Source organism: Shinella sp. G-2 (genome assembly GCF_050172695.1).
Lineage (GTDB): Bacteria > Pseudomonadota > Alphaproteobacteria > Rhizobiales > Rhizobiaceae > Shinella.
Map to the genome: position 1 here is coordinate 1 of NZ_JBBEYH010000015.1, position 18,979 is coordinate 18,979.

General features: G+C 63.1%; 15 protein-coding genes and 2 pseudogenes. 8 read left to right on the forward strand and 9 right to left on the reverse strand.

Going from position 1 to position 18,979, the window contains the following annotated elements; all coding sequences use genetic code 11:
* The 3 genes and pseudogenes from V8U06_RS19650 to V8U06_RS19660 form a co-directional block, all read left to right on the forward strand.
* A pseudogene (locus V8U06_RS19650) lies at window positions 1-238 on the forward strand (proline/glycine betaine ABC transporter permease); the annotation flags it as partial.
* A complete protein-coding gene (locus V8U06_RS19655) occupies window positions 231-1,310 on the forward strand; it encodes a quaternary amine ABC transporter ATP-binding protein (protein ID WP_427142129.1) in 1,080 nt (359 codons plus the stop codon). The pseudogene V8U06_RS19650 and the gene V8U06_RS19655, both read left to right, overlap by 8 nt.
* A gap of 32 nt (window positions 1,311-1,342) precedes the next feature.
* On the forward strand, window positions 1,343-2,335 hold the full coding sequence (locus V8U06_RS19660; protein ID WP_427142130.1) for an MDR family oxidoreductase: 993 nt from the start codon (window positions 1,343-1,345) through the stop codon (window positions 2,333-2,335).
* A gap of 414 nt (window positions 2,336-2,749) precedes the next feature.
* Here V8U06_RS19660 and V8U06_RS19665 read toward each other — a convergent pair.
* The 7 genes and pseudogenes from V8U06_RS19665 to V8U06_RS19695 all read right to left on the reverse strand — a co-directional run.
* Window positions 2,750-3,016: pseudogene (locus V8U06_RS19665) on the reverse strand (aldehyde dehydrogenase family protein); the annotation flags it as partial.
* A gap of 51 nt (window positions 3,017-3,067) precedes the next feature.
* Window positions 3,068-5,044 (reverse strand): Fe(3+)-hydroxamate ABC transporter permease FhuB, encoded by a 1,977-nt coding sequence (gene fhuB / locus V8U06_RS19670; RefSeq protein ID WP_427142131.1) that lies wholly within the window; start codon window positions 5,042-5,044, stop codon window positions 3,068-3,070.
* Entirely contained in the window at window positions 5,034-5,906 is an 873-nt protein-coding gene (locus V8U06_RS19675; RefSeq protein WP_427142132.1) for an ABC transporter substrate-binding protein, read from the reverse strand. Before V8U06_RS19675 ends, fhuB begins: the two co-directional genes overlap by 11 nt.
* Before the next feature lie 8 nt (window positions 5,907-5,914).
* Complete coding sequence (locus V8U06_RS19680) at window positions 5,915-6,691, reverse strand: ABC transporter ATP-binding protein (RefSeq protein ID WP_427142204.1); 777 nt, start codon at window positions 6,689-6,691, stop codon at window positions 5,915-5,917.
* 62 nt (window positions 6,692-6,753) lie between these two features.
* A complete protein-coding gene (locus V8U06_RS19685; protein WP_427142133.1) occupies window positions 6,754-8,934 on the reverse strand; it encodes a TonB-dependent siderophore receptor in 2,181 nt (726 codons plus the stop codon).
* 161 nt (window positions 8,935-9,095) lie between these two features.
* Window positions 9,096-10,064 (reverse strand): helix-turn-helix domain-containing protein, encoded by a 969-nt coding sequence (locus V8U06_RS19690; protein ID WP_427142134.1) that lies wholly within the window; start codon window positions 10,062-10,064, stop codon window positions 9,096-9,098.
* Between the two features lie 190 nt (window positions 10,065-10,254).
* Complete coding sequence (locus tag V8U06_RS19695; protein ID WP_427142135.1) at window positions 10,255-12,063, reverse strand: ATP-binding cassette domain-containing protein; 1,809 nt, start codon at window positions 12,061-12,063, stop codon at window positions 10,255-10,257.
* Window positions 12,064-12,238: 175 nt separating this feature from the next.
* Between V8U06_RS19695 and V8U06_RS19700 the strand changes: the two genes are divergently transcribed.
* From V8U06_RS19700 to V8U06_RS19715, 4 genes are read left to right on the forward strand one after another with little or no spacing between them, the layout of a single operon-like run.
* Window positions 12,239-12,409, forward strand: coding sequence for a phazolicin family TOMM bacteriocin (locus V8U06_RS19700; RefSeq protein WP_226920325.1), 171 nt, complete (start codon window positions 12,239-12,241; stop codon window positions 12,407-12,409).
* 2 nt (window positions 12,410-12,411) lie between these two features.
* Window positions 12,412-13,368 (forward strand): McbB family protein, encoded by a 957-nt coding sequence (locus tag V8U06_RS19705; protein WP_427142136.1) that lies wholly within the window; start codon window positions 12,412-12,414, stop codon window positions 13,366-13,368.
* Between the two features lie 14 nt (window positions 13,369-13,382).
* On the forward strand, window positions 13,383-14,180 hold the full coding sequence (locus tag V8U06_RS19710) for a SagB/ThcOx family dehydrogenase (RefSeq protein WP_427142137.1): 798 nt from the start codon (window positions 13,383-13,385) through the stop codon (window positions 14,178-14,180).
* Window positions 14,170-15,351 carry a YcaO-like family protein gene (locus tag V8U06_RS19715; RefSeq protein ID WP_427142138.1) on the forward strand — a complete coding sequence of 394 codons (1,182 nt, stop codon included), beginning with the start codon at window positions 14,170-14,172 and terminating at the stop codon, window positions 15,349-15,351. The genes V8U06_RS19710 and V8U06_RS19715 overlap by 11 nt, the downstream gene beginning before the upstream one ends.
* A gap of 99 nt (window positions 15,352-15,450) precedes the next feature.
* Here the strand turns inward: V8U06_RS19715 and V8U06_RS19720 are convergent, their stop codons facing one another.
* Together V8U06_RS19720 and V8U06_RS19725 are read right to left on the reverse strand one after the other, a co-directional pair.
* Entirely contained in the window at window positions 15,451-15,909 is a 459-nt protein-coding gene (locus V8U06_RS19720) for a MucR family transcriptional regulator (protein WP_427142139.1), read from the reverse strand.
* A 364-nt stretch (window positions 15,910-16,273) separates the two neighbouring features.
* Complete coding sequence (locus V8U06_RS19725; RefSeq protein WP_427142140.1) at window positions 16,274-17,305, reverse strand: LacI family DNA-binding transcriptional regulator; 1,032 nt, start codon at window positions 17,303-17,305, stop codon at window positions 16,274-16,276.
* A 283-nt stretch (window positions 17,306-17,588) separates the two neighbouring features.
* Between V8U06_RS19725 and V8U06_RS19730 the strand changes: the two genes are divergently transcribed.
* Window positions 17,589-18,923, forward strand: coding sequence for an ABC transporter substrate-binding protein (locus V8U06_RS19730; protein ID WP_226920320.1), 1,335 nt, complete (start codon window positions 17,589-17,591; stop codon window positions 18,921-18,923).
* Window positions 18,924-18,979 lie beyond the last annotated feature (56 nt).

Here is an 18,979-nt window from a genome sequence, read left to right on the forward strand (position 1 = left end):
CACCATCATGGCCGGCATCAACCAGACGATCATGATGGCGCTCGCCATGGTGGTCATCGCCTCTATGATCGGCGTGCAGGGCCTCGGCCAGCCGGTTCTGAAGGCGATTTCCAACCAGTATTTTACGCTCGGCATCTTCAACGGCCTTGCCATCGTCGGCATCGCGATCATCTTCGACCGCGTCAGCCAGGCCTTTGGCGCACGCCTTCAAAAGCACCGGGAGGTGGTCCATGGGTAACAAGAAAATTGGCGGCTTCGGCATCGAAATCAAAAAGCTCTACAAAATCTTCGGCCCCAATGGCGCCGACTGCGTTAAGCTCGTTGAGCAGGGTGTCACGAAGACGGAACTAAACGCAAAACATGGCCATGTCCTTGGCCTGAGAGACATCAACATCTCCATGCCTGCTGGCGGCATTCAGGTGATCATGGGTCTTTCTGGATCGGGAAAGTCCACGCTCATTCGTCACATCAATCGCCTTATCGATCCGACGTCGGGTGAAGTCGTCATCGGTGACGAGGATGTGGTCAAGATGAATGCCATGCAGTTGCGCGAGTTCCGCCGGCATCAGACGGCCATGGTGTTCCAGAAATTTGCGCTCCTTCCGCACCGCACCGTTCTCGAAAACACTCTCTATGGCCTGGAGATACAAGGGGTGCCTCGGAACCGGCAGGTCGACTGCGCCATGCGGTGGATCGAGCGGGTCGGGCTGAAGGGGTTCGAGAGCAAATATCCCAATCAGTTGTCAGGCGGTATGCAACAGCGCGTCGGTCTTGCCCGTGCGCTGGCGAACGATGCGCCAATCCTGCTGATGGACGAGGCGTTTTCCGCGCTGGACCCGCTCATTCGCGTCGACATGCAGACCGTGCTCCTCGATCTGCAGAAGGAGATCAGGAAGACGATCGTCTTCATCACCCATGATCTGGATGAGGCGCTGAGACTGGGGGATCGCATCGCGATCTTGCGGGATGGGGAAGTCGTGCAGCAGGGCACAGGGCAGGACATCGTGATGAACCCTGCCGACGATTATATCGCCAGCTTCGTCCGGGAGGTGAACCGCGCGCGCGTCATCAAAGTCGAGACCGTCGCCACCGCGCCGAAGGGCTCGTCCGGCGAGCTGAAGATTTCGGTGCCGGCCGGCTCGACGCTGGAGGAAGCGGCAAGAGCGATGACATTGGCCGGGACAAGCGAGATTGCCGTCGTCGATGCCGACGGTCAGGCCATAGGTGTGCTGACGCTTCCCGAGGCGGTTCACGCCATGGTCAATGCGCAAGTCGCCTGCTCACCGTCCGACGCCAAGAAAGTTGCGTAGGAAAAAAGGAAATCCAGGAATGGGAGCCTCAGATGTTTGACGCCGTCTTGATTGAAAAGTCCGCCAGCGGGCAGGAAGCCGGTCTTTCCAAGGTCGAGACCGCGCAACTGCCACAAGGCGACGTGCTGGTAGACGTCGCGTGGTCGACCCTTAACTACAAGGATGCCTTAGCGATCACCGGTGCCTCGCCGGTCGTTCGCAGCTTCCCGATGGTGCCGGGGATCGATTTTGCGGGCGTCGTGGCCGAAAGTTCCCATTCCGACTTTAAGCCGGGTGATCGGGTCGTGCTGAACGGCTGGGGCGTTGGAGAGCGGCATTGGGGTGGGCTGGCGGCCAGGGCGCGCGTAAGCGGAGACTGGCTCGTGCCTTTGCCGGAAGGGGTCAGTCTGCGGAACGCCATGGCGATAGGGACGGCCGGCTACACGGCGATGTTGTGCGTCATGGCGCTCGAACGCAACGGTGTGCTGCCGGACAGCGGAGAGGTGGTGGTAACCGGCGCGGCCGGTGGTGTCGGCAGTATTGCAACCATGCTTCTGGCCTCACGCGGCTACAGCGTTGCTGCCGTTACAGGGCGGATGACCGAAGCGGATTATCTCACCGGCCTCGGTGCCACCGCTATCATTGACCGGGCTGAGTTCACACAGGTCGGCCGGCCCTTGGCCAAGGAGCGTTGGGCAGGAGCCATCGACGTGGCAGGCGGAGTGGTGCTGGCCAATGTACTGGCTTCGATGCGCTACCGCGGTGTCGTCGCCGCGTGCGGGTTGGCCAGCGGCATGGAACTACCTACGACTGTCGCGCCGTTCATCCTGCGTGGTGTGACGCTGGTCGGAATCGACAGCGTGATGTGTCCAAAATCCGAGAGGTTGGCTGCCTGGCAACGACTGGCGCAGGAACTCGACACAGCAAAATTGGATGCCATGACGACCGAAGTCCAACTCGCCGACGTTGTCGCGGTGGCACCGCGGTTCCTTAAGGGCGAGGTGCGAGGCCGCATTCTAGTGCCGGTCAACCCGCATCTTAAATGAGTGTCGGGAATGGTGACGCCGGCATGAAGTGGAGTGAATCGCCCCGGCGTTGCCGGCGCCCCAAACTTGTAAGCAGGCGCATGATGGCCAGCCTGACTGTGTCGACGACAGGCTGACTAGATTCGGAAATCGAAGACACTGTAGCGACGGTTCCAGTGTCTGGTGCCGTAATCGCTCGCTCGTTGGCAAGGATCGGTACTTATGCTGCGGTCCGAAAAAGCAAGTTAAGATGGGTGCATGCTCCCGCAACCATCTTTGCTGGCGTCGATTGCAAGTTATGATCGACGCCGGTCCCCGCAACCATCTTCACTTGCTCGGGGAGCAAGTGAAGATTAGATTCTGCCCCTGCAACCAAATCTAAAAAGCCCCCGTCGCTCATATGCGCGGGGGCTTTTTGCATTCCGGGCCGAAAACTCAGATCCCGCCCATGCAAAGGTACTTCATCTCAAGATAGTCCTCCAAGCCGTGACGCGAGCCCTCACGGCCCATCCCATATTGCTTCACACCGCCAAACGGCGCCGCCTCCGAAGACATCCGACCCGTGTCGATCCCCACCATCCCGTATTCCAAAGCCTCCGCAACACGCCACACACGGCTCAGGTTCGACGCGTAGAAATAGGCAGCCAATCCGTAGATCGTGTCGTTCGCCTCTCGAACAACCGCGTCAGAATCATCAAAGCGCTGGGCGAGGGCAGGGCGCCTTCCCTGATCGCCTTGAAGGCGCGTGGCGCGTCAGCCGCGGCGCTCGGTTCCCCGGGCCAGAAGAGTGATCAGATAGGGCCCGCCCAGCAGGGCCGCGAACAACCCGATCGGCAATTGATAGGGAAATACCGCCATGCGCGCCAGCCAGTCGGAGAGCGCCATCAGGGCGGCGCCGATCAGCAGGGCGCCGCATAGCTGTTGCCATGCCTTGGCGAGGCCGATGAGGCGCGCCAGATGCGGCGCGATCAGGCCGATGAAACTGAGGGGGCCGACGAAGAGGGCGGCCAATGCCGTCAGCAGCGCGGCGCAGGCGATCAGGATGAAACGGGCCCGGCCGACCGCCAGCCCGAGCGCTTGCGCGGCGGCGTGGCCGAGCGGGAAGAGGTCAAGCCAGCGTGCGGCAAGGAAGAGCGGCGGTGCGAGGATGCAGAGGCCGGCCAATGCGGTCAGCGCCCCCGGGGTTCCGACCTGGCCGGTCGATCCGCTCAGCCATTGCAGCAGCGTGTAGGACTGCTGGTTGCCGAGCGCGATGATCGCCGTCAGCACGGCGCTGCAAAGCGCATTGGCCGCAATGCCGGCGAACAGCAACCGCTCCGGCCCGAGGCCGCCGCGCGCGCCGAGTGCTAAGATGGAGAGCAGCACGACCAGGGCGCCGAGCGCCGAGCCGCCCATCTGCCAGCCGAGGCCCGCCGTGGCGCTGATGAGCAGCACGGCGGCAAGGCCTGCCCCGGCGCCCATGCCGACGCCGAGGATTTCCGGGCCGGCAAGCGGATTGCTCGTAATGCGTTGTATGACGACGCCGGCGACGCCCAGCATCGCACCCGCGCTCGCCGCCGCGACAAGCCGGGGGATGCGCAGGTCGGCGAGATCGGCCAGCAGCTGCCCGGTGGCCAGCGTCCACCCATCCGGCCCACGCCCAAGCACAGCCGCCATGGCGAAGACGAGGCAGGCGAGCGCGGCCAGTATGGCGAGCAGCAGGATCGGGCGCGCCGCGCGCCGTACCTGTGTGGTTCCGCCTGCAAGGCTCGGCCACTCGAACAGTTTCAGACGGGGCAGCAGCCAGATGAGCAGTGGCCCACCGATGAGCGCGGTCGCCGCCCCGGTCGGCACACGCTCGCCGCCCGATCCCGCCAAGACCTGCACCAGCCCATCGGTGAGCCAGAGCAGGATGGCGCCGTTGAGCGGGGCCAGCACCAGACGCTGCTTCAGGCTGCGTGCGCCCGACAGCGTCGCCAGCGCCGGCGCGGCCAGTCCGATGAACCCGACGATGCCGACCTGCGCGGCCACCGTCGTCGCCATCCACACGGCCACCCCGATCACCAGGAAGCGGCTGGCGTTGACGGCGACGCCAAGGCTCCGCGCCGCCGCATCGTCGAGGCCGAGCAGAGCCAGCGGCCGCAACAGCAGCGCCGCGGCGGCAAGGCCTGCCAGAAAGGCGAAGCCGAGGACCAATGCCGGCCCCCAGCTTTGCTGCGTCAGCGAGCCGCCACCCCAGATGAACAGCGAGAACAGATATTCGCCGTTGGCGAGGATCAGCGCCGCGCTTGCCGCATTGGCGGTCAGCGCCGTCATCATGCCGGCCAGCACCACGGAGACGGGTTCGAGCCCACGCCGCCATGTCAGCGCAAGCACCAGCGTCACGGCCGTCAATCCGCCGGCGAAGGCGACCAGTCCGACCGAGAATGCCATCAGGGCCGGCGCATGGATCGTCGCGACGGCCATGGCGAGCTGCGCGCCTGCCGAGACGCCGAGCGTCGACGGTTCCGCCAGCGGGTTGCGCAGCACGCGCTGCAGCAGAAGGCCGGACAATCCGAGCGTCGCGCCGGCGAGCAGGGCCGTCGCGGCGCGCGGGGCCGTGCCGTAGATCAGGATGATCTGCTGCAAATGCCTTTCGACCCCGCTCCCCTGCGGCCAGCCGGCGATCAGTTGGCGGCAGAACAGGGCCGCGGCGGCAACGGCCGCCAGGCTCCAGAAGAGGACCGGGGAAAGGCGTGTGCTAGCCGGCATCGGCGCGGCTCCCGAAGACACGGTCCAGCGCGCGGGCAAAGCGCAGGGCCGATGGCAATGCCCCGAAATGGTTGATCGGCGCGAGGTCGCCGGCCCGGCCCTCGGCCACCGCCGGCAAGGCGTTCCACAGGGCGTTCTCCGCCAGCGTCCGCCGTGTCTCCGGCGGCGTCGGCCCGATGACGGCTATGGACGCCCCGGGGATGCGCGCCAGCGCCTCCAGCCCGACCGGCGCGGTGGCGCTGTAGCTGGTCGGGTCGGTCCAGGCGTTTTCCAATCCCAGTCGGACAACAACGTCGCCGAACATCGAATCGGCGCCGAAGGCACGGAAATGCCGGGAATCGCCGAGGCTGATCACGAAGACGGGATGCCGCGCCAATTGCCCGAGGCGCTGCCCGATGGCTTCGATCTCGGCGCGTGCGGCGGCCATATAGGCCTGCGCCTGCGCCTCGCGGCCGAGCAACGCGCCGATGGCCGCCATCGATTGCTCCGCCAGCGCATAGGGCGGCTTGCCGCTCTGGTAGACCGGCAGGTTGACGACGGGCGAAATGCGCTCCAGCAGCGGACGCTGGTACTCGTAGAAGTCCGAGATCAGAACCAGGTCCGGCGCAATCATCCGCAGCAATTCGATATTGGGCGCGCCGCGCAGGCCGAGATCGGCAACCTCCCGCGGCGGACTTGGCTCCACCGCGATTTCGCGGAACTGCCTGAGTTCCGTGGCGGCGGCCGGCACGATGCCGAGCGCGAGGCAGGTTTCCAGATGGCCCCAGTCGATGGTTGCGACCGTCCGTCCCGCCGCCCGCGCCACGGACGGGGTCAGCGCGGCGAAGGCCGAGGCGACCAGCAGGTTGCGGCGGGTGAACATGCGCATCATCACGGCACGTAGCTGACCGGCAGGCCGGCGGTCGGAAGGATGCCCATCTCCAGCCCGTAGATGCGTTTCAACACGGCGACATCGAGGATGCCGGCCGGTGCGTCCTCGGCCACCACGCCGCCCTGACGCAGCGCCACGATGCGATCGCAAAAGCGCGCCGCCATGTTGATGTCGTGGATGACGATCACCACGCCGACGCCGCCCTCGCGGCTGAGCTTTCGCACCAGCGTCAGCATCTCGACCTGGTGGGCGATGTCGAGCGCCGAGGTCGGCTCGTCGAGCAGCAGGCAGCGGGCGTCCTGCGCCACCATCATGGCGAGCCAGGCGCGCTGGCGTTCGCCGCCGGAGAGGCTGTCGACCATGCGGCCGGACATGCCGGCAAGGTCGGTCCGTTCGAGCGCGGCCTCGACCCTGGCCGCATCCTCGGCGCCGAAGCGGCCGAGCGCGCCGTGCCAAGGGAAGCGCCCTAGCCCGACCAGTTCGCGCACCGTCATGCCCTCGGCCGGCGGCGTGAACTGCGGCATATAGGCGACCTGTCGTGCAAATTCGCGATCGCTCATTCCCGCAATGGGGGCTCCCAGCAGTTCTGCCGCGCCGCCGGAAGGGCGCAGCTGCCGCGCCATCATCTTCAGGAGCGTGCTCTTGCCCGATCCATTCGGCCCGACCAGCGCCAGCACCTGCCGCGGCGGGACGACAAGGTCGACCGGGTGGACGATGACGCGATCGCCGGCGCGAAAGGTGAGTCCGCTCAGCCGATAGAGCGGGGGCGCCGCAATGCCGGATGCGGAGGCGGGTTTGCCGCCTCCGTGCTGCGATGATGCTTGATCCGTCGTTCCGGTCACCAGGTCACATTCGCCTTGAGTGTCACGGTGCGGCCCGCGCCGTAGCCGCAGGACGAGAGGCCCTGGCAGCTCGACACATAGGCCTTGTCGAACAGGTTGGCCACATTGAGCGCCACGCTCCAATTGTCACGCCGGTAGCGGACGGCGGCGTCGAAAATCGTCGCATCGTCGACCTTGAGCGTGTTGGCGCGATCGGCCCAGCTTTCGCCAATATAGCGCACGCCGGTGCCAACGCTCAGGCCCTCGAGTTGCTCGCTCTGGAAGGCATAGTCGAGCCACAGCGAGGCGGTCAGGTCGGGAATCTGGATCGGCGTGGTGCCGGCCTGCGCGAAATCGTAGCTCGGACCATAGGCGCTGGTGACCTCCGCGTCGAGATAGGTCACGGCGCCGATGACTTTCAGGCCGTTGACGAGATTGGCCTGGGCGGACAGTTCGATACCCTGCACGCGCACTTCGCCGATGGTTTCGGTCAGCGCCGGCGCCGTCGAAACCTGCGTGGGAACATCCTGGCGGGTCATGTCGAAATAGGCCAGCGTGAAGAGGCCGTCGAAGGACGTCGGCGCGTATTTGACGCCGGCTTCCCACTGTTTGGCGGATTCGGGCATCAACAGCGCCCCCTGGCCATTGTCGGTGAGCGCCGGGCTGAAGGATGTCGAATAGCTCGCATAGGGCGTCAGGCCGTTGGCGAACTCGTAGGCCAGCGCCGCCCTGCCGGTGAATTTGCTGTCGTCGCGCTCGAGGCCCGCCGTGTCGAGCGTCGTGGAAACGAAATCGTAGCGGCCGTTCAGTGTCGCCAGCCAGCCGTCGCCGAAGCGGATCTGATCCTGGGCGTAGAGACCGAGCTGGTTGAGGGTGGTCTTGCTTTCCGGGCCGAGCGCGGGAGGCCCGTAAGCGCCGCCATAGACCGGATTGAGAATATCGATGGACGGCGTGGTGCCGGGGAAGAACGCCGCATCCGCCGACGCGTCGAAGAAGGTCGACGCCCCGTGACGATACCAGCGATAGTCCGCGCCGAGCAGCACGGTGTGCTCGAGGGCACCGGTATCGACCTTGCCTTCAAGCTGGTTGTCGACGGTGAAGGTGTTCACCTTCGTATCGTGCGCCCAGCGGTAGCGGCCCAGCGTCGTGCCGGTGAAGACGCCGTTGCCGTAAAGGCCATCCTCCTGCAGGGAAACCGTGCCGTAGCGAAGGTTCTGGCGCACGGTCCAGTCATTGTCGAATGTGTGCGAGAACTCGTAGCCGATCATCGCCTGCGTGCGGTCGTATTGCTCGACGTCCTTGTCGCCGTAGAAGAAATCGCGCGGGATCGTATAGCCGGCGGCGTTGGGAACCACCGTGCCATGATAAGGCAGGAAGCCGCTGCTGGTATGGACCAGATCCGTGCGCGACAGCGAGGCGAGCACCGTGAGGCTGGTCGCCTCGTCCGGCTGCCACTTGAAGCTCGGTGCAATGGCGCCGCGAAGGTCCTTCGCGTGGTCCGTCTCCCAGCCGCCGCCCGACAGCTTGCCGTTCACGCGATAGGACAGCACATCGCTCAGCGTGTCGCCGATATCGGCGGCGACATAGCCGTTGCCGAAGCTGTTGACGCCCGTTTCGACAAGGCGTTGGCGCTCGCCTGGGCGCTTGCTGACATAATTGATGAAGCCGCCCGGATTGCCGCCACCGTAAAGCGCCGATGACGGACCTTTCACCACCTCGATGCGCTCGAGGAAGAACGGGTCCATCAGGAAGGTGCCGAACCCCGTCTGGTAGAAGGGCAGGCCATCGAGGAAGATGCCGGTCTGGTCGGCCTGGAAGCCGCGCACGAAAATCCAGTCGGTATCGGCGTCGGTCCCGTAGGTCGAGGGATTGACGCCCGGCACGTAGCGCAGCGCCTCATCGATCTTCTGCGGGCTCTGCATGTCCATCTGTTCCCGGCCGACGACCGACACGGATTGCGGGATGTCCTTCACCTCGGTCGCTGTCTTGGAGCCGGTGCGCGACGACTTGGCGACGACGCCCTTGACCTTGCCGACGCCGCTATCGTCCTCGCCGCCGCCCGCCTGACCACCCTCGACGACGATCGCCGTCAGCTCGGTTTCGGCGCCCTCTTGGGCGAAGGCCGGCTGGATCATCGCCAGGGCAAGGCCGGACACCGTGCCGGCCAGCAGAAGATGGTGTGCTTTCAAACGCAGCATTGGTCGCTTCCCGTTCCGCAGCGGACCTTGCGCCGCCGTTAATTCTTGACCTCCTATATCAAGTTCAGAATGTCGCCTTGCACGATCCTGCCGACAATTGTCTCATCTTGGCTTCCCGGCGTGGCGGATAGGCTCTGATGCGGATTTGTCACACTTCTTGGTCACCTGTGCGCGCGCGGCGTGCTGCGCCGCCATTGCGAGGGCGTAACGCCGACCACCTTCTTGAAGGAGCGCGTCAGGTGTGCCTGGTCGGCAAAGCCGGTCAGTGCCGAAATGTCGGTCAGGGTCAGATCGTCTCGAAGCAGCAAATCCTTGATCTTGCCGACGCGCGTTTCCATCTGCCAGCGCAGTGGCGGCACGCCGGTCGAGGCCTTGAACGCGTGGCTGAAATAGCTTTCGGAGAGGCCCAGCAGGCTGGCGAGGCTGTGCAGCCTGATCGGCTCGAAGCAGCGCCGCTCGATATAGTCCAGGCTCAAGTCGAGCTGGGTGCGCGAGAGCGTCGGCCTCGCCTTGGGGGTGCGGCTGCCCACCGAAAACAGGATGGCGATGAGCGCGTCGATCAGGCCGGCGCCGTAACGATCGTTCAGCGGCTGCCGGCTCTCGCACTCGTCGGCCAGCATGCCGGCGAGCGCCGCGAGCCGCGCGTCATGAAAATTGAGGCGCGCCTCGGCAAGCTTCTCCTGCGCGATCATGCCGCCGAACTTGCGCATCAGCGCCGTGCCCGGCAAGTGGAGATCGAGGTGACGCAGGCCGGTTACGCCGACGGCGTGGCTTTCAAGCGGCATCTGCGCCGGAATGTAGGACATGGAGAAGGGCCGCTCATGGCGGCCGACGACGTTGATGCTGGGCGCCGTCAACTCCAGCCGGCCACCCTCGTTGATGGCGAGCAGCACGAACAGGCGTGGATAGGGCGCAACATAGATCCCGCCGGCCGAAGGTTGGCATTCGACATCCCACACATCGGCCACAACCCCGTCCCAGGCGCGCCATACAGGTCCACCCTTGACGATGAAACCATGGACATCACTTTGAATGGAGGGCGGCGAAACGGTCTGGTTCATGTGGGACTTGGCGAACGGGGAAAGCTGGTGGCGCTTGAGAAGACCCCGCGGGCTGACGGCCGCGGACATCTCATGCTGACAGTCTAATTATAAAAAGATGACTTAATTAGTCAAGAAATTTGGTGCGGCGGAAACCGATGTGTTGACGCTTGACAGGTCGCTGTGGTCCTGGGGCGCAGTCTATGCAAGGCGAGGGGCTCAGGCGGCGGGGCAGGATCACCCACCGCCGTCCTCAAACGAATGATCGGCGCCAGGGAGCTCAGCCTGCCTCCCCCTGGGCCAGGGGCGTTTTTTGCCGTGAATCCGGGTCGCATGTCCTTTCCGGCGGATCGCCCGGGGCGCTTCCCGCGATGAACGCGCCATAGACCGCATTGCTCGCGAGCATGTCGCCGTGAATGCCGCAATAGGCCGTGCTCGAATCGTGCAGATAGAGAACGCGGGATCTCGGCCCCAGAAGGGAGACATCATGCGTTATGAACACGCTGGAGCTGGTGTCCTGCAGCGCTTCGATCTCCGTCATCACACGCTTGCGATTGGTCTCGTCAAGCGCCGCCGTCGCTTCGTCCAGCAGAAGCAGACGCGGTTTGCGCAGGAGCGCGCGTGCCAGAGAGACGCGTTGTTTTTCACCGCCAGACAACCTGTTGCCGCGCTCTCCCACCGTCGGCTCGCCCTGTGCTTCGTGCCGGCTGATGACCTCGCCAAGTCCGAGGGAGGCGACGACGCGGTCGATTTCCTCTTCTCCCCCGGAATATCCAAAGGCGATGTTCTCCCGGATCGTCCAGTCGAACAGCAGGCAATCCTGCTGCACCACTGCAATATCGCCCCGCATCGAAGTCGCGTTGCTGTCTGAAATCGGCGCATCATCAATCAGGTATTGGCCGCTGCTCGCCGTTGTCAGGCAAGACAGCAATTTGAGAAGCGATGATTTCCCGACACCCGAAGGACCGACGACGAACAAGGGCTCCTTCGGACGAACGGTGAAGCTGAGGCCGGACAGGATCGTATGGCCGGCAACATCGATCGACACGTCGCGGAGTTCGAGGGTGGGCGGGCTGCTGCCGGGGGATGGCGCTGCCTGCGCAAGGGCCGGCGCTTCGATTGCGAGGAGATCGGCAAGCAGATGCGCCTCTCCGAGAGCCGCATGCACGTCCCGATAGACGCGCGCGAATGTTTCAACGGGCTGCAGCAGACGGATGATATAGGTATTCAGCAGGACGAGTTCGCCGATACTCATCACGCCGCTGCCGGCACTCATGCTGCCTTTCCACAGCACGCCCAAAACCACCAGACCGAAGATGAGAGCCTGCAATGCGCCGTAATATGCTCTCTGCCGGAATGTGACTGCCCACGCGCGATCGTTGACCTTCAGCTTTTCGTTCAGTTCCCGAGTGAAGTCATGGCCGAGATTCGACTGCTGGACCAGTTCGGCGTTCGCCACGCCGTCAAGCCCGAAATTCCAGGCGTCGATGCCGCTCTGCATTGCGTCTTCGGTGGAGGTGCGGATGCGCTCGGCGGACACGTTCGCGATGAAACCGTAGAGCAGCAACGCGCCAACGAGGAGCCCGGCGATCCAGATGTCGATCATGAAGGCGATGACGGACGCGGCGATGACGAGTTCTATGATCGTCGGGATGAGAAAGAAGGTCAGGTTCGAGGTGATGTCCCGAACGGCATCCAGCCCCTTTTCGACCGTGCGGCCGATTTCATAGGTCGTGTAGGTCTTCAGTCGGTAATAGGGCAGGGATATAGCATGTTTGAAAACGTGCGTGGTCAGGTGCCGTTGAAGCCTGAGGTTCATCGGCCCAAATGTAAGCCACTGTATCTGCTCAAGAATGCCGACGACCGTAAACCCTATGCCGAATGCGAGGATGTAGGTAACGGCTGTTCCCAGCTCTCCCTGTCCGCTGGTCAGGGCGTCAATACCCAGAGAAAAGAAGACCGGGAAAATCGCTGAACCAACGGCTGTCGCGGCAATGGTCGCAATGACCAGCGCAAGCAGCGCTCGCTGCTGCCTGCTCTGCGTCATTACCATGAAGACGACATGGAATATTTTCGAGAATTCAGACATAACAAGTCTATTCCTTACTTATACATAAATACATCAAGGTATTCCAAATAATAACAAAGAATATCTTGATTTATTGGAACTATAAAATCTAATTGCTCCGTTGACAAATGTTGATTTGATTTTATCAATACATTGCCGCCGTGAAGCGCGGTGCACTTCAACAAAGGAGAGTCTTATGATTCAGAATCTGAACCCGCCGCAGTTTGGTACTCAGATCGAGTTTCTCGACGAGGAAACCGTGCCGGGCGTTTCCTCCGCCGCCGCATGCGGACGTTGCGACAGCTCCAGCCGTTGCGGCGCTTCGGGCAAGTCGTCCAGCTCGTCGCGTTGCGGCGTGACGGCCTGAGGTTGAGCCAGGCCGCCCCGGCGTTCTTCGGAGCGCCGGGGCAGTCGAGTGTTCGACGCAGTAGAGCATGCAGCCTGTGCCGGAAGCCCTCTCACTCTGGATCGGAAGTCATGTATTCAATATCGCCGTTCATCCTTGATGCCGCCGACGCCGACGGTGCGTGCAGGCTGTTCACCCCGACGGGGGCGACCTCGATCACCGATGCCAATCTTGCATCCGCGTTGCGGGAATTCTCGTCCATGCGGCCCCATGCTGGCCGGGCAGAGGTCGCGGAGGTCCTTCAGCGTCACGCCTTGCCGATCGATGCGGCGGGCCGATTCCTCAGCCGGATCAATGTTCTCCGTGAAATGAAGTCCGACGACGGCGTCGTCATCTTCTGCCCATCGGACGATCTTGGAAACGCCCTGGCCGGCTGCGTCAGAAACAACGATGCGATTGCCTGCCACCCGGTCGCGGACATAGCGGAGATCGGCAATCCGACATTCCTTGTTGCGATTCAGGCCGCCTATTCACCCGCAGCCGTCCGCCAGATCTATGCCGCCTGCGCGCGCAATCCGAATTGCATCGTGCTCCATGCCTATTTCGTGTTCCGGCATTTTGTCATCGACGGGTTTTATTCCCCGTCGATGGGGCTGCCCGATCATTTCAGCGGCCTTCACAATCTTGCCGGCCTCGACAGAAATCCCGGCTTCAAGCCGACGAGCTGGGCGGATTTCTTCCTTTCGGATCCCTATGCCGTCGAAACGATCGCGGTTCCGACATTCGCCGCGTCCGAGATCGAGGCGGCCGCAGCGCTGCACCTGCTCTACATGCGGCTGCGGCCCCTCCTGACCCAGGGCGTTGCGCCCCTGTTCCCCGACGACCTCAGCACGGTCATCGAGATGAATCTGGATACCGGTCGCATCGAGCGTCACCGAGGCGCACATTCCACATTCAGCGCCGCTCCGCGGTCCATCTGAGGAGCGCTATCGCGATGACAAACATCGATATTTCAGCCCTCAATCAAATCGGCTATGCGAGCCAGTTCGTCGACCGTGACGTGGAGCATGTCGTTCGCACGTTCCATCATCACTGCTTCAGCTGCGCTGGTTCATCCCTGGATCAACGCGTCAGCACGCCCTATCTTTCGCCAGCCGATCTTCTGCGGACAGAGACCAGGGAGTCGCGGTTCTCCCATATCAGCGACATCATAGCCGGGCGCCCCACGAGCACGCAGACGGCCGTTTCCCGCTGGCCGTCCGCCAAGGAGGGACGACCCGGCATCGTTGAATTTGCGACCGTTGCCGAGATTGTGGGCAAGGCGATCGGGGCGGACCAGCAGGGGCGCAGGCCCTATGCCTCCGGCGGTGCGCTCTATAGCGCCGAGACCGTCGCCGTTACCGGAGAGATGGTGAGCGGTGTTCCTCCCTTCTCGGTCGCGCACTACCTGCCCGGCAGCAACCGGTTTGAAATTCTACCGTCACGCTTCGATCGCGCCCGCTTCGACGGCGTCACCCCGTTCAAGGGGGCTGCCTTCTACCTCGGCTATTTTGTCAACCTGAAGAGGGCGACGTTCAAGTATCGCTCGCGCGGCTACCGGCTGGCCCTGCTGGAGATCGGTTCGATGTATCATCAGGTGGCGGCCGTCGCGCAGCAGCATGGATTGGCTTCGCGGGTCCTTGCGGGCTTTTCCGAATATGCGTTCACCAAGGATTGCGGGCTGGACAGCCGCTTGCTGCTCCCGGTCGTGGTGCAAGCCTTCGGCTTGCCGGGAGGGGAAGATGTCCAATAACTATCGCGGCTATGAGGCCAGGACGCCAAGATTTCGCGTATCAGCCGCCTATCCCGTTTCGATATACGAGCCCGCCGTTTTCTCTGCGGCCGATCCCCATGCCATCAGCGGACATGGTTTCGGCTTCGACGACGATGTTCACGTCAAGGCGATCGGCGAATATCTGGAGCGCTATACGGCCTTTCGAACCATCCGGCCCACGCATGCCGGCCGGTTCGATGAGATGAACCTCTCGTGCGCCGAGCAGGAGGCTTTGCGCGCTGCGCTATGCCAGACCTGCCAGGGCGGCATATCGAGGGCGGACATGGAAGGTCACGGCTTCCGTCTCGTCGACGTGCGTCGGCTCGACTCCGGCGCTCCCTGCCTCTACCCGGCGGTGTTTCTTTCCCTGCACAGTTTCGATGGTCGCCGGGACGCGGACATTCTACCCGTTCGCGACACATCGGGCAGCGCCATACATCCGGATCGGGTCACCGCCTACAGGTCGGCACTGCTCGAGTTTGTCGAACGGCAATGCACGACGGCGATGTGGGTGTCCCGCCGGTGCAACGACATTGCCCCTTTGAATGAGAGCCTTATCCGTCACGGAAAGGCCAGCGTCGTCTGCCGGCAGATGATGCGCAACGGCACGCTCACCCTCTATGACATCTCGTTCCTGAAAGGCGCTTCAGTGTTTTTTGCCGAATACAGATCGCGTCGGGCGGGTGATCTGGTGAACTTTTCATGCGGGTGCGCCGCGGATGTCAGCAAGGACACGGCCCAACTCAAGGCGCTGACGGAGGTCTGGCAAACCTCTCTCCTGCTGCCTCAGATGGAATTCTTCCAGATGAAGGACTACGGGAGCGACAAGCTGAAGGAAGATTTTCGCGCCGCCAACCGGCCGGACTTCGAGCTGGACGTGCATGTCGATCCGCTTCGCATCGGGCTTGATGACGCGGACGAGGCGGCCATCGAGACGCTGCAGGACAGCCTCCTTTCCGTCTCCCGCAACATTTATGTCTATGAAAAATCCGTCACCGTTTCCGGCGCGAAGATGTGGTTCTGCCGAATTGTCTCCCCCGACTTCTTCGTTCACATGAGCCCCGGGGAATCCAACAACAACGAGAACCGCTGGATCGATCTTTTCTGCGGAGCGGCCGCCCGGCGGCTTGAACCCTTGCCGTTCTCATGAAGAAGGAGGCGACCATAGGGTCGCCTCCCTGTGCTTCCTGCCTTTTGTTTTTTCCGCATTGTCCGACGCCGAAGCGATCCCGCTTCGGCTGGAAATGCTCTAGGTTTTCGGCCGGTACTTGCCGCCGTGCCTGGAGATGGTGACGCCGAGACCGACGCTTCTGGCGATTTCGGAACGCGCCTGGGCATAGGCTGGCGCAACCATCGGATAGTCGGGCGCGAGGTTCCATTTCCGCCTGTAGTCGTCGGGGGTCATGTTATATTTTGTTTGCAAATGACGTTTCAGGGATTTGAACCGCTTACCGTCCTCCAGGCAAACCAGATAGTCCTCCTGTATGGAGCTTTCGGTATTCGCAATTGCGACTGATTGCATGGCGGTTCCTTCCACCAGGCTGGCCTTCTGAATGTCGTGCCCATTGTGAAGGACGCACTGAAGTCGCGCGACGAGCTGCGGGAGGTCGCTCGGGGAAATCTCGTTGCGCTCCAGATATGCGACCACGATGGCTGTTAAGGACGCAATTGTCGCGTCCATGGGGGGAGTCGAGGTCTTATGATCCATGTCATACCTACGTGAAAGCTTTCGCGCGGCAGGCACAGGCCCGCACCGCACGCTTCGCTGACAAATACTGTTATTGTTCAATGCCTCGCTGCATTGTGCCGGCATCGAGATAGCGTAGGTATGGAGCTGACTAGATCAGATTGGATCGCAAAACGGTTTCCTCTTGGCAATGCACCCGCAGCCTAGCACAGCATCGTGTTTATGCCAGTCAAAAGATTGACGTGGAGGCTTGGCCGGGACGTTGCACTGGCAATCCCGCGATAGGAACGGATCGGGTTCGCGACAAAGCGTTTTGCCTTGGGAATGCGTCACGGCGCCGCTTTCGTTGAAAGCCGTCGCTTCCCAAAAGCCGAAGACCGCATCCTCACTCCACCTGGAGGTTTTCCTTGAGCAGGACCTCGATGCGGATGCGTTCCTGGGAGGCGAGGGGTTCGCGGTGGTCGGAGCGGGCGCGCATGATGCGCAGCGCGCTGCGCACGGCGTGGCCGGGATCCTGGGCGATGACGGCGTCGATGCGCTCGTCGATCAGCGCCTGCTCGCTGAAGGGGGTGCGTTCGTGCGCGATGACGGTGAGGGGGCGGGTTTCCTGCGCGTTCCAGACCGCGGTCAGCGGCACGCGCGCTTCCGCGCTCAGAACGTAGACGCCGATGGTATCCGGGTTGTGCTGCAGCGTGCGGCGGATGATGAGATCGGCGCGCTTCTCGTCGGCATAGGTTTCCAGCGACGGCAGGCTTTCGAGATGCGGGAACTGGGCGTTGATGATGCTGTCGAAGCCGAGGCGGCGCTGGATGCTGTCGAGCGCCATCATGGTTTCGGCGACGACCATGATCTTGCCCGGCCGCGTCCCGATGAAGCGCCCGGCGATCTTGCCGGCCGTCGCGCCGGCCGCGAAATTGTCGACGCCGACATAATCTGCGCTCTCCACCCGCTCCTGGCCTGACAGGAACTGCACGACCTTCACGTCGCGCTCGACGAGGCGCACGAGCGCGTCGCGCACCTGCGGCGATTCCGGCGCCATGACCGCGACGCCGTCCAGCGCGTCGCTGTCGATGGCCGACAGATACTTGGCGATGTGGTGCGGGTCGGCCATCGGGATCCGGACGGCCTCGACCTCGATGGAATCGGCCCTCAGCGCCTCCTTCGCCTCGCTGACGCGGGCGATGAGTTCGGTAAGATACTGGTCGCCGGAGGTCGGCAGGACGAAGCGGAAGCGATAGGTCTTGTTGCGCGCCAGCGCCACCGCGGCAGGATTGCGCACGAAGCCGATGCGCTCGATTGCTTCGGCCACCTTCTTCGCTGCCTTCGGGCTGACATTCGGCCGCTCGTTGAGGACGCGATCGACGGTCGCGAGGCTGACGCCCGCGGCTTCTGCCAGATCTTTTGCGGTGGGCCGCATTCTCGCTCTCTTTCCCGACGTCGGGCATTGCGCCGGATCGCTTTGCGATTTCTCCAACAAAAGCAGGTGAAAAGCAAGAATTGACGTGCGCACCTCAAAATTCACTTGCATTGAGGTGCGCACCTCAATATGACTTTCATCGTGGCATCCGAGAGGAACGGCTGACCACATGAGGCGGCGCGGAGGAGAAGAGGCCCGCCGGGAAGTTTTTCCGCGTCAGGTGCCCGCAAAGGGCGTTATCAGCCTTCCGATGGGACGGAAGGCGAGGGAGGAGGTCCCCGCCATGACATCTAGCCATATCAGATCACTCGCCGCATTCGGTGCGCTTCTGGCCGCCGGCGTCGCCAATCCGGGTCAGGCCAGCGCCAAGGACTTGACGCTGTGCTGGGCCGCCTGGGATCCGGCCAATGCGCTCGTCGAGCTCAGCAAGGATTTCGAGGCCAAGAGCGGCATCAAGATGAAGTTCGAATTCGTGCCGTGGCCGAATTTCGCCGACCGCATGCTCAATGAGCTCAACTCCGGCGGCAAGCTCTGCGACCTGATGATCGGCGACAGCCAGTGGATCGGCGGCGCGGCCGAGAACGGCCAGTACGTCAAGCTCAACGATTTCTTCGACAAGGAAGGGATCAAGATGAGCGACTTCATTCCGGCGACCGTCGTCGGCTATGCCGAATGGCCGAAGAACTCGCCCAACTACTGGGCGCTGCCCGCCTTCGGCGACGTCGTCGGCTGGAGCTATCGCAAGGACTGGTTCGCCCGCCCGGAGCTGCAGGCGGAATTCAAGGAGAAGTACGGCCGTGACCTCGCCGTGCCGAAGACCTTCGGCGAACTGAAGGACATCGCGCAGTTCTTCCAGAAGCGCGAGATCGACGGCAAGACGGTCTATGGCGCGGCGATCTACACGGAGCGCGGCTCCGAGGGCATCACCATGGGCGTCATGGACGTGCTCTACAGCTTCGGCTTCAAATACGAGAATCCGGACAAGCCCTACGAACTGGAAGGCTATGTCAATTCGGCGGACGCGGTGAAGGGCCTGGAGTTCTACAAGGAACTCTACGATTGCTGCACGCCGCCCGGCCATTCCGACGCCTACATGTCCGAGGACATCGACGCCTACAAGTCGGGTCAGGTCGCGCTGCACATGAACTTCGCCTTCACCTGGCCGGGCATCAATGCCGACGCCAATGTCGGCGGCGAGAAATCCGGTTACTTCGCCAACCCGGCAGGTCCCGATGGCGCGGCCTATGCGCAGCTCGGCGGCCAGGGCATTTCGGTCGTCTCCTCCTCGGAGAAGCAGGAGGATGCGCTCGCCTACATCAAGTGGTTCGCCCAGCCGGAAATCCAGCAGAAATGGTGGCAGATGGGCGGCTACTCGGCGCTGCTGAAGGTCGTCGAGGATCCGGGCTTTGCGACCAGCCAGCCCTATGCGCAGACCTTCCTCGATTCCATGGCCATCGTGCAGGATTTCTGGGCCGAGCCGAGCTACGCCTCGTTGCTGCAGGCGGCGCAGAAACGCTTCCATGACTATGTCGTCGCCGGCCAGGGTTCGGCGCAGGATGCGCTCGACGGTCTCGTCAAGGACTGGACGCAGGTCTTCGACGACGAAGGCAAGTACTGACGCCATCGGCCGTGCCCGCGCCTCCCAGCGGGCCACGGCGCGGCCGGAGCCGGGGA